This window comes from Mesorhizobium sp. KR9-304, assembly GCF_040049215.1.
Classification (GTDB): domain Bacteria; phylum Pseudomonadota; class Alphaproteobacteria; order Rhizobiales; family Rhizobiaceae; genus Mesorhizobium_K.
In genome coordinates this window covers 1,445,201-1,458,210 of the sequence record NZ_JBDZDN010000001.1, presented here as the reverse complement: position 1 = coordinate 1,458,210, position 13,010 = coordinate 1,445,201, and the positions used below count along the sequence as shown (strand labels likewise).

The following is a 13,010-nucleotide window of genomic DNA, read 5'->3' as shown; positions in this document are numbered from 1 at the left end:
CCATTCAACGTTCTGTGCGCTGCCGCGATACGTTTCCTAAACGCTTTGATGGCAAGTTGCGGGGCAATACCAGCATGACACCAGGACCCCGATGCAGACCGTGTTTGCGAACGGCTATACCGGCAGGGAGAGTTCCGAACTCGCGTTCACGGACCCCCTGACCGGGCTCGGCAATCATCGTCGCTTCTACGACAAGGTGGATCGCCTGATCAGCGATCGTTCCGACGACCCCGCGCCCTTCGCGATAGGTATCCTGGACCTCGATGGTTTCAAGCCGATCAACGACCTGTTCGGCGGCAGGGCGGGCGACGACATTCTTGTCCAGGTCGCCATGCGGCTGCGCGCATCGATGGACCACCACTCCACGGTGACGCGCATCGGCGCTGACGAATTCGCCTTCCTATATCCTCTGGTCTTCAGCGAAGCTGCCGCCGCCGACAAGGCGCGCATGCTGATCGAGATATTGTCGGCGCCCTACGATGTCGGCGAGCGCACGGCGCGCCTGTCGGCTTCGGTCGGCTGCTCGCTTTTCCATTTCGGCGACGAGACCACGGAGGTACTCATCCACAAGGCCGAGACGGCGCTCTACCAGGCGAAGCGTTCCGGCCGCGGCCGCGTCGTCGTCTACACGCGCGAGATGGAGGAGGCCGCAAAGCGGGTCACCCGCATCGAACAGGCGCTCAGGCGCGCCGTCTCCGCCGGCGAGGTAGAGCCGCATTTCCAGCCAATCGTCGACTTGAGGACGCGCCGGACCGTGGGCTTCGAGACGCTGGCGCGCTGGACCGACCGCGATCTCGGGCCGATCCCGCCTGTCGTCTTCATACCAATCGCCGAGGAGCGCGGCATCATCGGACCGATGTCGCAGCTCGTGCTGCGCAAGGCGACGGAAGCCGCGCGCGACTGGCCGAAGGACCTCTTCCTGTCGTTCAACCTGTCGCCGTCGCAGCTGGTCGACCAGAACACCGGCCTGCACATACTGGCCATCCTCGACCGCACCGGCTTCGATCCGCGCCGGCTCGAGATCGAGATCACCGAGACCGGCCTGATGTCCGATCCCACTTCGGCCGAGAAGATCGTCAACGACTTGCGCCGCTGCGGCATCCGTGTCTCGCTCGACGATTTCGGGACCGGGCAATCCTCGCTCGGCCGGCTGCGCGAATTCCATTTCGACAAGCTGAAGATCGATCGCGCCTTCATTGCCTCGCTCCTCGAGGACCGACCCTCCGAGCACATCATTCGCGCCATCCTCGCCATGTGCGAAGGGCTCGGCATGGACGTCGTCGCGGAGGGTATCGAGGAGGAGGCGCAGGCCGAGCGCCTCGTTCAGTTCGGCTGCGGCGGCGGCCAGGGTTTTCTGTTCGGGCGACCTGTCGATGCTGATGCCACCCTGGGCTATCTGCGCGATTCCGTCGGCGGCGGGTGGCGTGCGAAAGCGGTTTGAGCCCGACCGCCGGAAGCCGATCCAGCGCTCGGTTTACATCTGAGGCGGATTGCCGCTAGTCCTACCCGTTCGGGCATGGCCGGATGGTCAAGGCGGAGGCGTCTTTTGACATCCGGCAGAGCAGCTGCCCAAGCGGAGCTGAACCGGCATGACGACCTTCACGCCGTTCCTGGCCGGCCAGGAGATCGACCTGCACGATTGCGTGCTGGTGAAAAGCGGCCGCACGCGCAATGTGCACGAGCATGAGGCGCTGCCAGGCCTGCTGATCAAGACGCTGCAGCCTGAACTCGTAGACCGCAACGGATATTTCAAGGCCTATGCACGGTGGAAGAAAAGGCGGCCGCATGGCGCCTATTTCGCCTTCCGCCGCGAGGTCGACGAATTCATCGTGCTCTGCCGCAGGCTGTATGGCCGCGATCTTTCCAGTCTGCCGATTGCGCGCATACACGGGCTGGTGCTGACCAGCGCCGGGCTGGGGCTGGTCGTTGAGCGGATACCCAACGGCGACGGCCTCGCTCCGACCATGCTGGAGCTGATCGGCGAAGACCGGTTCGCGAAGCGCCATCTGCAGGCGCTGGAACGATTCCTCGACCGGTGCCGGGAATTGCATGTCGTGTTCGGCGACCTGACCGTGAACAATATCGTCTACAGCGAGGCGCGGGATCCGCGCGGCGAGTTCGTCGCCATTGACGGTTTTGGCGAGAAGTCGGCCATTCCGATCCACCGGTGGAGCCCGTTCCTGAACGACCGGAAGATCGAGCGCGTCCGCAGCCGGCTGCTGGCCGCCGTACCGGTGCGGCTCAAGGAAGAAGCCGCGGCCTGACAGCAGTCCCGCCCAGGGCGCTTGACGATCCTCGAGCTTCTGCCGACAACGTGCCAGGCGCGAATGCGCGGCAATCTGGGACACGCATATGAACATCTGGGGACTGCTGCAGCTCGGCTTGGCGACAATCATCTTCCTGCTGGCCGCGACGGCCGCCAAGCAGTGGGCGGTCGCACCGCACCTCGGAAAGGTCGTGCTTGCCTTGGCGCTCTATTCAGCGGGCAACCTCATCATGCTGAGGCTTGTGCGCGATTTCGGCATGGCGTCGGCGTTCAGCCTTTCTGCAATCATTCAGCTGGTGGCCGTGAACCTGATCGCTCTCATCTATTTCGGGGAACGGCTCGGTCTCGTCCAGGGCGCGGGCGTCCTGCTCGCGGTTGTCGCGGTAGCCATGATCACCCTCGGTCCGGCGGCAAGCGGACGTTAGTGGAGCGAATTTCGGCCGGTCGACCGTCTGGAGGAACAGTGGCGCTGCGTTTGTGGGAAAAGATCGAGCTCTCCGTGTTGCTGGCGGGCATGATCGTCGCCGGAGGCTTGTGGGGCTTCGTCGCGATGGCCGAAGTGGCGCGCGACAGCAGCGCGCACGTCTTCGACACCGAGATACTGCTCGCCTTCCGCGAGGCCGGAAAACCCGACGATCCGGTCGGGCCGCCGTGGCTGGAGGAAGCCGTGCGCGACGTCACCGGGCTAGGCTCGATGATCGTCCTTGTGCTGGTGACTGCGATAGCGGTGTTCTACTTCCTCCTGATCCGCAGGGGGCGCGAGGCCCTGCTGGTGCTGATTGCCGTCGTCGGCGGCCAGATCCTGTCCAGTCTGCTCAAGCTCGGCATAGATCGTCCGCGGCCGGACCTCGTGCCCCACCTGGCCGAGGTACAGACGCTCTCCTTTCCGAGCGGCCACGCCATGATGTCGGCGGTGACCTATCTGACGCTCGGCTCGATGCTGGCGGGGATCGTTCCCGGCAGGGCAACGAAAATCTACGTGCTCGCCGTCGCCGTGCTGATCACACTCCTGGTTGGCGTCTCACGCATCTATCTCGGCGTGCATTGGCCATCCGACGTGCTCGCCGGCTGGTGCGCGGGCTTCGCCTGGGCGATGTTGTGCTGGCTCGTCGCCCGGCACTTCTTCCGGAGCAGCGAAATCCTGGCTGAACGAGCTTGATGATTTAATATAAGAGTTGATGCTCGAAACATCATTACGACTGCTTCATGTGTTCATCCTGCGGACTCAGGCAGGGGCACGGGGGCTGAAGCGCTCGCGGCCATCCTGGCCGGGAATGCTGGTCGGGGTCGAAGCAGATCAAGAGCGAGCGCGCCGAGGTTCCGGCCGAAGCTTAGGCGGCTAAGGGAGAACGGAAGGCCACGGTCAGGGTTCCCCCGGAGGCGTCGAGCAATGCCGGCGCGCCGTGCGGCACCGGCAGCCAGTCGTCGCCATGTCCAACCGGCAGGCCGCCGAGGATAGGTACTCCAAGCCGCTCCAGATGATCTCGCAGCAGGTCGATCACCGTCAGCCCGCCGGAACTCGGCCGAAAGCCGGTAAACTGGCCGACGGCGATGCCGGCGACGCCGTCGAGATGCCCGGCCTTGCGCAACATGGTGAGTTGGCGGTCGACCTGGCCGATCTGCATCTCCACCGCCTCCAGGAGCAGAATCGCGCCGTCGAGCTTCGGCAGCGCCCAGCCGGCGCATGCCGCGATCGTATCGAGATTGCCGCCGATCAGCCGGCCGCTCGCCCGGCCGCCGGTGGTGAGCACGGCCGTGTTTTCGTTCGTCCGTGCGGTGAGCAGCACGCCGCCACCCTCCATGAGCAGCCTCCGCAGGGCCATGTTCGTTGGGTGCGAACCGCTTTCGTCCATGACGGAACCGTGGACTGCGACCAGCCCGCAGTTCCTGTCGAGGGCGAGGAGCAGTGCGGTGATGTCGCTGAAGCCGACGACGAACTTCGGGTCGTGCCTCAAGGCCCCGTAGTCGAGACGGTCGGCGATGCGATACGACCCCTTGCCACCACGCGTGGCGAAGATCGCCCTGATCTCGGGATCGCCGAGCGCCGCGTTGAAATCGGCCAGCCGATCGTCGTCCTTGCCGGCGAGGAAAGACAGCTTTTCGAAGGCGTGCTCGCCGAAATCGACGCGCAGGCCCCAGCCCTCGAGTATCTTCGCTCGCCGCAGAACGGAATCCCTGTCGGGCGTGCTGGCCGGCGAAACGAAGCGCACCTTGTCACCCGGCATCAGGGTCGGCGGCATGATCGTCGAGCGATATGCGGATGAAATATCCATCAGTTGCGCGAGCGGGAGTTTGTCACCTGGCGTCCTGCGCCTGCTTTTCCTGCGCCCAGTTCACGCTCCTGTAGTCGAAGCCGTATTCGAGCGTCGGCTTGACGATGCGGAAAAAGGGCGAGAGGTCGAAGTCGCGCGGGGTGTAGAGCGAATGGTGGCGTATGTGCAGGATCTCGCTCCTCGAATAGGAGGACTGCGCCGAGGCGCGCCCCGGCGCGCGGGTGATCTCCGGCAGGATCGGATAGCGGATTTCCTCATAGGCCTGCGCGATCAGCGAGGAGCAGATGGCGCGCGTCGGATCGCCCGAACCGAAGGCGATGGCGCGGCGGCGCCAGCGCACCGGCATCGGCACCGGAAAGAAGTAGCGCAGCATGTCGAAGATGTTCTTCAGGTCGTATTTCAGGCCGATCCGCTTCAGCATGAAGTCGACCACATGCTCGCGGTCCTCAGGGGAGAGGCCGCTCGCCCGGCAGATGCGCGTGTTGTAGGTTCGGTACTTCGAGAGCGGAACCGCCACGCAACCTTCGCCAAGATTGACCTCGATGAGGCGGGGCCGCTCGGAGCCATCCTCCGGCTCCGGCAACGCGTCGCCGACATAGAGCGCCGAATGCGACCAGGTCGACTGGGTGAGGTATTTGATCGTCGCCGAAATGCGCAGATTGCCCTCGATGAGCAGGACGTCGCCCGGGGCGAGCACGCGCCGCAGCGTTTCGGGATCGGATGGCGTGTAAGGCTCATAGCCCGACGATTCCGCCTGCAGGCGTCCGGCGAGGAAACGGCCGAACCTGTCGAGGAGAGTGTCGCTCCGCTCAGTCATTGGCCAGCGATAACATGCCCATGCCGCCGATTGCCAGAATGCATCATCGGACGGCCAATCAGGTAGCCGCTTCGTGGCCGGCATCGTCCCCGACATCGTCCCCCGTCTTGCGCCGGGAGCCTTTGGCAAGATCGCCGCGGGCCTTGCGGGCAAGCTTCTTAACCGTGCGCCTGGGGCCGTCGCCGAGAAGCCAGGTCGCTTCGGCGAGGCAGGTCTTTTTCAGCGTCCTTTCGGACCGACCGACCAGTCGGGCCAGAAGGCGCGTCTCGGTGCGATCGCCGAGCGGCCGGCTGTCATCCTCAAGCAGCGCGCGCAGGACGAAAATGTCGTGCAACTCGCCGAGCCTTTCGCCAAGAGCATCGAAGGCCTTGCGCTGCGCCCTCACGGGCGGCGGCCACAATGTCTTCAGCAGCGACAGATGCATGGTATGTGCCTTGACCGCCTTGCGCAGGTCGTGGAAGTCGGTCTCATCTCCGTCCCTGTCGATCCGTTGCAGCGCTTTGCGCGCCCGGCGCAGCGTCTTGCGGGCGCCGTCCGCAAGAACGTCGGCGGCGCTTTCAGGCTGATCTGGCAAGGCGAGCTTGTCGAGACGTCGCATGCCGGCCTTGCAGGCCTTGGTCGCCGCATCGACCGCCGCCGCGAGATCCATGCCGCCTTCAAGCAAAGTGTTGCGGTGAACGACGAGCTTTTCGCGAACCGGGGCGAGCGCGCCTCCGGCGGTCCGGTCGGGATAGGCCGCGGCCAGCCGGTCGACGGTTTCGATGAGGGCTGCGGCTTCGCGCAGGCCAGCAAGGCTTGCCGAAACGTCGCGATAGCGCGCGTTCTCGCGTCGGACGAGCGCCTTGTCGCCGGATCGGACGAGCCGCAGCAACGCCCGCAGGCTCTTCAGCCGCTTGCGGCAACCGTGCAGCGCCTTGTCGGGATCGACATGCGCGGTTGCAAGATGGCGAAGCGCGCCGTCGATCTCCTCCGCCGCGATGCGCTGGACTTCGGCGGTCAGCGGCAGACCGGCATTGATGCGATAGCTCATGCGGCGGCCTCTGGAATTTCGCCGAGGGCAAGCGATGCGTTGTAATAGCGCGCCTCGCTGGTGACGTCGCGGCCGAGCCAGCCCGGCAAGCGGCCGTCCGGCACCGTGTCTGGCGTCTCCAGTTCGGCGACCACCAGGCCTTCAAGCTCTCCGCCGAACACGTCGACCTCGTAGAGATAGCCGCCGTGGCGCACATGGTGGCGCGTCTTCTCGATCACGTGGCCGAGCGCGAATGCCTGCATCTCTTCGGCCTCGGCAAGCGGGATGGGATACTCGAACTCGTCGCGACCTCGCCCGCGCCCCGAGAATTTCAGCGTAAGCGTCGCCTCGACGCCGTTGCTGATGCGGATGCGGACGGTCCGGCCCGGCCCGGTGGCGAGATAGAACTGGCGGATGCTGATTTCCGCTTCAACGAAATCCCGCCAGGCTGAATCCGCCACCAGAAACTTGCGTTCGATTTCCTTGGCCACGTTCTCTCCGGCGCGTCGCGTCCTATAATGGGTTGTGGAGGGGGCGGGAGTCAAAACAAGAGATCGGCAATTGACATTAATCAAACGATTGATTAAATGATTGCTGTGATCAAGCCTGCCGAGAAATATCCGTCGCCCGCTGACCTGACCCGCATGGCCCTGTTACGGGCCGGGCTGAAGCTCTTCGGCCGCAAGGGTTATGAAGCAACCTCCACGCGCGAGCTCGCCGCGCTGGCCAAGGCCAACATCGGCTCGATCGCCTACCACTTCGGCGGCAAGGAGGGGCTGCACCTCGCCTGCGCGGACTTCATCGTCGAGACGATCCAGTCGATCGCCAAGCCTGCGCTTGCCGAAGCCGCTGCAGCGCTCACCCCGGAGACCGCCGCCGAGGGCCTGAAGCAGTCGATCGAGCGGATCGTCTCGTTCTTCGTCGCCAGCCCCGAGGTTGGCGATTTCGCGCAGTTTGTGTTGCGAGAGCTGTCGGTTCCGAGCCCGGCGCTCGATCGTCTCTACAATGGCGTGTTCGCGCCGACCCACGCCCAGCTCTGCCGTGTCTGGGAGCAGGCGACCGGCGAACCCGCCGAAAGCGAGGCGACCAAGATCCGCATGTTCACGCTGATCGGCCAGGTGGTCTATTTCCGTATTGCCCGCGAGGCCGTGCTCCGCCGCATGGGTTGGTCTGACATTGGCCCCGAGCAGGCCAAAGCCATCGCGTCCGTCGCCGTGGACAACCTCACCGCGGTCCTCGCCAGTCGAAAAGGCAACAAGCCATGAGCATCCTTTGCTCGATCCCTTTCGCTGCGTCTCTGTTCTCTGCCTGTGCCGGCCCGGCACCGCTCGCCGTCGGCTATGTCGAGGGCGACTATGTCCTGCTCGCGCCGATCGAGGTCGCCCAGGTTCGGTCGATCTCGGTCAGGCGCGGCGACCGGGTCGATGCCGGGGCGGCAATCGCCGAGATGGAGACGGACGACGCCAGGATCGCGGTGGCGCAGGCCGAAGCCGCACTCGCTCAGGCGCGGGCGCAGCTCGCCAATCTCCTGATCGGCAGGCGGCCCGAGGAGATCGCCGTGCTCGACGCCATGGTGCGCTCGGCCAAGGCGGAGGCCGCGGAGAAGCAGCGCGTGCTGGCGCGGGCGACCGACCTGCTCGACCGCGGCATCGCCACCCAGGCGGAGTTCGACGAGGCGCAGACCGCTGTCGAGGTGGCCGAAGCCAAGATCAACCAAGCCGAGGCCAATCTTGCGGTCGGCAAGCTTCCGGCGCGCCCGGAGGAAATCAAGGCGGCGGAGAACCAGGTCAAGCAGGCGGGAACGGCGCTCGACCAGGCGAAGTGGCGTCTCTCGAAGCGCTCGCTGGCGGCGCCGTCGGCGGGCCGCGTCGACGACGTTATCCGCAATCCGGGCGACGTTGCGGGGCCTTCCGCGCCGGTGATTTCCATGCTGCCGGACGGAGCCGTGAAGCTCTCGCTCTTCGTGCCCGAGCCTTCTTTCTCCAAGGTCGAGGTAGGCAAGATACTGAAAGTCCGCTGCGACGGCTGTCCGGACGGGCTGGAGGCGCGCATCAGCTACGTCTCGCCGGACCCGGAGTTCACGCCGCCGGTGATCTACTCGCTGGAGACGCGCCAGAAGCTCGTCTACCTCGTCGAGGCGAGGCCGGTCGACGCCACCTCGGCGCTGCAGCCGGGGCAGATCGTGGATGTGGAATTAGGGGAGTAGGGGAACAAGGGAGATAGGGGAGTAGGAAGTCCGCCACTTCAAATCCCCACCAACCTACTCCCTTACCTCCCCTACGCCCCTCAAACCGGAACGACGCATGGACGCCATCAACGTAACCGGCCTCGTCAAGCGCTTTGGCGACAAGACCGTCGTCGACCATGTGACGATGCGCGTCGCCGAGGGCGAGATCGTCGGCTTCCTCGGACCCAACGGATCGGGCAAGACGACCACGATCCGCATCATGTGCGGCCTGCTGACCCCCGACGAGGGTGAGGGCGAGGTGCTTGGCTACGACCTGAGGACCGAAGCGCTGAAGATCAAGCGCGAGGTCGGCTACATGACGCAGAGATTCTCGTTCTACGAGGACCTCACCATCGCCGAGAATCTCGAATTCGTGGGCAGGCTCTACGGGCTGAAGCCCTTATCGGAACATGTCGACCGCACGCTCGACGATCTCGGCCTTGCCTCGCGCCGCGACCAGCTCGCCGGCACGCTTTCCGGCGGTTGGAAGCAGCGTCTGGCGCTTGCCGCGTGCATCATGCACAAGCCGCGGCTGCTCCTGCTCGACGAACCGACCGCCGGCGTCGACCCCAAGGCGCGGCGCGAGTTCTGGGACGAGATTCACCGGCTGGCGCGCAGCGGGCTGACTGTTCTTGTCTCCACCCACTACATGGACGAAGCCGAGCGCTGCCACCGCATCAGCTACATCTCCTACGGCAAGATGCTGGCATCGGGCCGGGTCGACGAGGTGGTGAAGAATGCGGGCCTGACCACCTTCGTCGTCGAAGGACCGCGGCTCGACCAGGTCGCCGCGGCCCTTGCAGGCAAGCCTGGCGTCGATCAGGTGGCGCCCTTCGGCACGACCCTGCACGTCGTCGGTTCGGACCGCAAGCTGCTTGAGATGGCGCTCGCGGACATCCGCAAGCGCGACGGCACGACGGTGAGGCCTGGGGTGACCAGCCTCGAGGACGTCTTCATCCAGTTCATGGCCGCCTCGAAGGACAATATGGCATGAACTCGATCTTCTCCTTCGCCCGGCTGGGGGCGCTTCTGATGAAGGAATTCATCCAGATGCGGCGTGATCGCATCACCTTCGCCATGATGCTCGGCGTGCCGCTGATGCAGCTCGTGCTGTTCGGCTACGCCATCAACAACGATCCGAAGAGCCTGCCCGCCGCACTCGTCGCCACCAGCAACGACAACTACACACGCGCCATTGTCTCGGCGCTGCAGATGACAGGCTACTACCGTTTCGACCATGTCGTGCAGACCGAGGCAGAGGCCGAAGCGCTGATGGCGAACGGCACGGTCTCCTTCCTTGTGACGATCCCGGCCGACTTCGCCCGCCGTGTCGAAAGCGGCAACAATCCGCAGATCCTGATCGAGGCCGACGCGACCGATCCGGCGGTGGCGAGCGGCGCCATCTCGACGCTGGGCACGGTGACGCAGAGGGCGCTGCTGCGGGCGCAGGGGACCCAGGCCGAGGCCGCGGAAGCCGCGAAAACGCAGCTCGATGTGGTCGTTCACAAACGCTACAACCCGGAAGGCATCTCGCAATACAACATCGTGCCCGGCCTGCTCGGCGTCATCCTTCAGATGACGATGGTGATGATGACGTCGATCGCGCTGACCCGCGAGACCGAGCGCGGTACGATGGAGAACCTGCTCGCCATGCCGGTCTCGCCGGTCGAGATCATGCTTGGCAAGGTGCTGCCATACCTCGTGGTCGGAGCGGTCCAGGTCGCCGTGGTTCTGGTTGCCTCGAAGCTCCTGTTCTCCATACCCTTCGAGGGCTCGGTGACGCTGCTGCTGTCGGCGATACTGGTGTTCGTGCTTGCGCTGGTGCTGCTCGGCTACACGATCTCGACCATGGCGCGCACGCAGATGCAGGCGCTGCAACTCACCTTCTTCTTCTTCCTGCCGTCGATCCTGTTGTCGGGCTTCATGTTCCCCTATCGCGGCATGCCCGGCTGGGCGCAAGTGTTCGGCGAGATCTTTCCGCTGACGCATTTCCTGCGCATAACCCGCGCGGTCATGCTCAAGGGCGCGGACTTCGCGGCGATCGGCGTGGAGGTCGGCGCGCTCGGCTTCTTCGTCGTGCTGTTTGCGGCGGTGGCACTGTTCCGTTTCCGCCGGACGCTCGACTGAACGTTACCCGCTGCAAACTTTGTTGATGCAACCCAAATGTTCCGCTCCCGTTTGGGCTCGACCAAGCCAACCGGGAGCTTTGAAATGCGTAATATTTTGATCGGCTGCGTCCTGTTCGCCAGCGCAGGCATGATTCCGCCGATGCAGGCCTCGGCGCAGGATCTCGAACTGGAAATCGGCCGCGACGGATTGAGGATCGAGCGCGATTGCAATCCCCGCTACGAGGATTGCTACCGGGGCGAGCGCCGGCGCGAGTTTTACGACGACCGTCCGCGTTGTTCAGAGGGCCGCGCGCTGCGCAAGGCGGAACGCATGGGCATCCGCCGCGCCCGCATAGCGGATGTCGGCAGGCGCACCATCGACGTGCGAGGACGCGACCGCTATGGCGATCGGATCCATGTCACCTTCGGCCGCCAGCCGAGCTGCCCCGTGCTGAGCTGACGCAAGGATGGTGTCCAGGCCGCCATCCTTTATCCGATGGGTCCGGCAGGCTTTCAGCCCATCAGCGCGCGCACACGCTTTTCGCCGCCTGCCTTGCGCCAGGCGTTGAAGCGGTGCGTCGCCGCGGCGAATGAGATTTTCATTGATCGGGCGACGGAATAGCGGCTCTTGCCTTCGTCGAACATGCGGTAGCAGCACTCTACCCCATCCTCCGACAGCTTGCCGTCGGCGGTCTTGTTATGCGGGTTGGCCGGGTCGTATTTGGGTGCTGCCTGCTCCACCAAACCCCGAAGCCGGTCGAGGTCGGCCTGGATGCCGGAAATCAGGTCGAGGATTGGCTGCGGATCGAAAGGTTCGGCCTGCGCATCGGCGGCGTCCTGGGAGGCGGGATTCTGCTGCTTCACGACGGATTCTCCTATAGCTAGACGTTAGCCTATATAGGTGATGTTCGGCTATAGAAAACACAGGGTCTGTAGAGCAGGACTTGGGAATTCGTTGGACCAATGACCCCGGCCATTGCATGACCGCGCCGGACGCTCTAGTTTAGAATTATTCTAAACTAGAGCTCACAGATCATGCTTTCCCGCGTCTTCGGCTTCGGCCGCCGTTCCTTCGCTTCGCTCACCGAGCAGGAAATCCTGGCGCTCGCCATTTCCTCCGAGGAGGATGACGGCCGCATCTACCGTGCTTATGCCGAGGGTTTGCGCGACGAGTTCCCGGCTTCCGCCAGGGTCTTCGACGGCATGGCGGACGAGGAAGACAGCCACCGCGCCGTGCTGATCGAGTTGCACCGGAAGCGCTTCGGCGAACGCATCCCGCTGATCCGCCGCGAGCATGTGAAGGATTATTATGAGCGCAGGCCCGACTGGCTGGTCCGGCCGCTCGGCATCGACAAGGTGCGCGCTCAGGCCGAGACGATGGAGGACCAGGCGCACCGCTTCTATCTCGAGGCTGCGCAACGCACGTCGGACGCATCGACGCGCAAGCTACTCGGCGATCTCGCCGTGGCGGAGAAGTCGCATCAGGCGCTGGCGCATCGGCTCGGGCTGAAGCATGTGCCCGAGGATGTGAAGTCCGGCGAGGCTGCCGGCGAACGCCGCCAATTCATCCTGACCTATGTGCAGCCGGGTCTCGCCGGATTGATGGACGGTTCGGTATCGACGCTGGCGCCGATCTTCGCCGCCGCCTTCGCCACCGGCGACACATGGCAGACCTTTCTCGTCGGCCTGTCGGCTTCGGTCGGCGCGGGCATCTCCATGGGCTTCACCGAAGCTGCCCACGACGACGGCAAGCTGTCGGGGCGCGGCTCGCCTGTGAAACGCGGACTGTCGTCGGGCATCATGACGTCGGTCGGCGGTCTCGGCCATGCGCTGCCATACCTGATCCCGCATTTCTGGACCGCGACGGCGATCGCCGGCGCGGTGGTATTCGTCGAGCTATGGGCGATCGCCTTCATCCAGAATCGCTACATGGAGACGCCGTTCTTCCGCGCCGTCCTGCAGGTTGTGCTCGGAGGCAGCCTGGTGCTCGCAGCCGGCGTCCTGATCGGCAATGCCTGAAGAATTGCTCTCTGTTCGGATGCGCGCCGACACTCAGTCGAGATGCTCCATGACCAAATTCGCCGGCATCATCGACCAGGGGCGCCGCCGCGCCTCGTAGACCGAATGTCGAGGTTCAGGGAAGCAAGGCTTGGTGGGGAACTCAAGGGCCGGAATTCGCTGGAGCGCGACGCGGTGCCCTGGGGACCGGATATCCGGCCTGGTCTTGCAACGTCTCGCGGTCAGCGCGGTTCCGGGCGGCATCGGAATTTCCGGCTTGCGACGAAGTTGAAACAGGAATTCTTCCCGGCG

15 protein-coding genes are annotated in these 13,010 nt (G+C 64.7%); 10 read left to right on the top strand and 5 right to left on the bottom strand.

Going from position 1 to position 13,010, the window contains the following annotated elements:
• Window positions 1-91: 91 nt before the first annotated feature.
• The 4 genes from ABLE71_RS06910 to ABLE71_RS06895 all read left to right on the top strand — a co-directional run bounded on the left by ABLE71_RS06910 (window position 92) and on the right by ABLE71_RS06895 (window position 3,425).
• Window positions 92-1,441 (top strand): EAL domain-containing protein, encoded by a 1,350-nt coding sequence (locus tag ABLE71_RS06910; protein ID WP_348782609.1) that lies wholly within the window; start codon window positions 92-94, stop codon window positions 1,439-1,441.
• Window positions 1,442-1,589: 148 nt separating this feature from the next.
• Window positions 1,590-2,264: a YrbL family protein gene (locus tag ABLE71_RS06905; protein WP_348782608.1), complete on the top strand. Its 675-nt coding sequence runs from the start codon at window positions 1,590-1,592 to the stop codon at window positions 2,262-2,264.
• Window positions 2,265-2,352: 88 nt separating this feature from the next.
• Window positions 2,353-2,691 carry a hypothetical protein gene (locus ABLE71_RS06900; RefSeq protein WP_348782607.1) on the top strand — a complete coding sequence of 113 codons (339 nt, stop codon included), beginning with the start codon at window positions 2,353-2,355 and terminating at the stop codon, window positions 2,689-2,691.
• Window positions 2,692-2,780: 89 nt separating this feature from the next.
• On the top strand, window positions 2,781-3,425 hold the full coding sequence (locus tag ABLE71_RS06895; RefSeq protein ID WP_348783682.1) for a phosphatase PAP2 family protein: 645 nt from the start codon (window positions 2,781-2,783) through the stop codon (window positions 3,423-3,425).
• A 172-nt stretch (window positions 3,426-3,597) separates the two neighbouring features.
• Here ABLE71_RS06895 and ABLE71_RS06890 read toward each other — a convergent pair whose 3' ends face one another.
• From ABLE71_RS06890 to ABLE71_RS06875, 4 genes are read right to left on the bottom strand one after another with little or no spacing between them, the layout of a single operon-like run.
• Window positions 3,598-4,539, bottom strand: coding sequence for an LD-carboxypeptidase (locus tag ABLE71_RS06890; protein WP_348782606.1), 942 nt, complete (start codon window positions 4,537-4,539; stop codon window positions 3,598-3,600).
• 22 nt (window positions 4,540-4,561) lie between these two features.
• Window positions 4,562-5,356, bottom strand: coding sequence for a lipo-like protein (locus tag ABLE71_RS06885; protein WP_348782605.1), 795 nt, complete (start codon window positions 5,354-5,356; stop codon window positions 4,562-4,564).
• Between the two features lie 58 nt (window positions 5,357-5,414).
• A complete protein-coding gene (locus ABLE71_RS06880; protein ID WP_348782604.1) occupies window positions 5,415-6,386 on the bottom strand; it encodes a CHAD domain-containing protein in 972 nt (323 codons plus the stop codon).
• Complete coding sequence (locus ABLE71_RS06875; RefSeq protein WP_348782603.1) at window positions 6,383-6,856, bottom strand: CYTH domain-containing protein; 474 nt, start codon at window positions 6,854-6,856, stop codon at window positions 6,383-6,385. Before ABLE71_RS06875 ends, ABLE71_RS06880 begins: the two co-directional genes overlap by 4 nt.
• A gap of 96 nt (window positions 6,857-6,952) precedes the next feature.
• On the opposite strand from ABLE71_RS06875, the gene ABLE71_RS06870 reads away from it, so the two are divergent.
• The 5 genes from ABLE71_RS06870 to ABLE71_RS06850 all read left to right on the top strand — a co-directional run bounded on the left by ABLE71_RS06870 (window position 6,953) and on the right by ABLE71_RS06850 (window position 11,160).
• Window positions 6,953-7,630 carry a CerR family C-terminal domain-containing protein gene (locus ABLE71_RS06870; RefSeq protein WP_348782602.1) on the top strand — a complete coding sequence of 226 codons (678 nt, stop codon included), beginning with the start codon at window positions 6,953-6,955 and terminating at the stop codon, window positions 7,628-7,630.
• A complete protein-coding gene (locus ABLE71_RS06865) occupies window positions 7,627-8,571 on the top strand; it encodes an HlyD family efflux transporter periplasmic adaptor subunit (RefSeq protein ID WP_348782601.1) in 945 nt (314 codons plus the stop codon). Before ABLE71_RS06870 ends, ABLE71_RS06865 begins: the two co-directional genes overlap by 4 nt.
• Before the next feature lie 97 nt (window positions 8,572-8,668).
• Window positions 8,669-9,586, top strand: a complete 918-nt coding sequence (locus ABLE71_RS06860; RefSeq protein WP_348782600.1) for an ABC transporter ATP-binding protein — start codon at window positions 8,669-8,671, stop codon at window positions 9,584-9,586.
• Window positions 9,583-10,719 (top strand): ABC transporter permease, encoded by a 1,137-nt coding sequence (locus ABLE71_RS06855; protein ID WP_348782599.1) that lies wholly within the window; start codon window positions 9,583-9,585, stop codon window positions 10,717-10,719. The genes ABLE71_RS06860 and ABLE71_RS06855 overlap by 4 nt, the downstream gene beginning before the upstream one ends.
• Before the next feature lie 84 nt (window positions 10,720-10,803).
• A complete protein-coding gene (locus tag ABLE71_RS06850; protein WP_348782598.1) occupies window positions 10,804-11,160 on the top strand; it encodes a hypothetical protein in 357 nt (118 codons plus the stop codon).
• A 53-nt stretch (window positions 11,161-11,213) separates the two neighbouring features.
• Here the strand turns inward: ABLE71_RS06850 and ABLE71_RS06845 are convergent, their stop codons facing one another.
• The gene (locus tag ABLE71_RS06845) at window positions 11,214-11,564 is read right to left on the bottom strand and encodes a hypothetical protein (protein WP_348782597.1); all 351 of its coding nucleotides are present in this window, start codon (window positions 11,562-11,564) and stop codon (window positions 11,214-11,216) included.
• A 171-nt stretch (window positions 11,565-11,735) separates the two neighbouring features.
• Here ABLE71_RS06845 and mbfA point away from each other — a divergent pair, with 171 nt between their 5' ends.
• The gene (mbfA, locus tag ABLE71_RS06840) at window positions 11,736-12,719 is read left to right on the top strand and encodes an iron exporter MbfA (protein ID WP_348782596.1); all 984 of its coding nucleotides are present in this window, start codon (window positions 11,736-11,738) and stop codon (window positions 12,717-12,719) included.
• Window positions 12,720-13,010 lie beyond the last annotated feature (291 nt).

What these genes read in the sequence shown, in the direction of transcription:
- ABLE71_RS06910 (WP_348782609.1), top strand. Translation starts at nt 92, where the DNA reads ATGCAGACCGTGTTTGCGAACGGCTATACCGGCAGGGAGAGTTCCGAA.
- ABLE71_RS06905 (WP_348782608.1), top strand. Translation starts at nt 1,590, where the DNA reads ATGACGACCTTCACGCCGTTCCTGGCCGGCCAGGAGATCGACCTGCAC.
- ABLE71_RS06900 (WP_348782607.1), top strand. Translation starts at nt 2,353, where the DNA reads ATGAACATCTGGGGACTGCTGCAGCTCGGCTTGGCGACAATCATCTTC.
- ABLE71_RS06895 (WP_348783682.1), top strand. Translation starts at nt 2,781, where the DNA reads ATGATCGTCGCCGGAGGCTTGTGGGGCTTCGTCGCGATGGCCGAAGTG.
- ABLE71_RS06890 (WP_348782606.1), bottom strand. Translation starts at nt 4,539, where the DNA reads ATGGATATTTCATCCGCATATCGCTCGACGATCATGCCGCCGACCCTG.
- ABLE71_RS06885 (WP_348782605.1), bottom strand. Translation starts at nt 5,356, where the DNA reads ATGACTGAGCGGAGCGACACTCTCCTCGACAGGTTCGGCCGTTTCCTC.
- ABLE71_RS06880 (WP_348782604.1), bottom strand. Translation starts at nt 6,386, where the DNA reads ATGAGCTATCGCATCAATGCCGGTCTGCCGCTGACCGCCGAAGTCCAG.
- ABLE71_RS06870 (WP_348782602.1), top strand. Translation starts at nt 6,953, where the DNA reads ATGATTGCTGTGATCAAGCCTGCCGAGAAATATCCGTCGCCCGCTGAC.
- ABLE71_RS06865 (WP_348782601.1), top strand. Translation starts at nt 7,627, where the DNA reads ATGAGCATCCTTTGCTCGATCCCTTTCGCTGCGTCTCTGTTCTCTGCC.
- ABLE71_RS06860 (WP_348782600.1), top strand. Translation starts at nt 8,669, where the DNA reads ATGGACGCCATCAACGTAACCGGCCTCGTCAAGCGCTTTGGCGACAAG.
- ABLE71_RS06855 (WP_348782599.1), top strand. Translation starts at nt 9,583, where the DNA reads ATGAACTCGATCTTCTCCTTCGCCCGGCTGGGGGCGCTTCTGATGAAG.
- ABLE71_RS06850 (WP_348782598.1), top strand. Translation starts at nt 10,804, where the DNA reads ATGCGTAATATTTTGATCGGCTGCGTCCTGTTCGCCAGCGCAGGCATG.
- mbfA (WP_348782596.1), top strand. Translation starts at nt 11,736, where the DNA reads ATGCTTTCCCGCGTCTTCGGCTTCGGCCGCCGTTCCTTCGCTTCGCTC.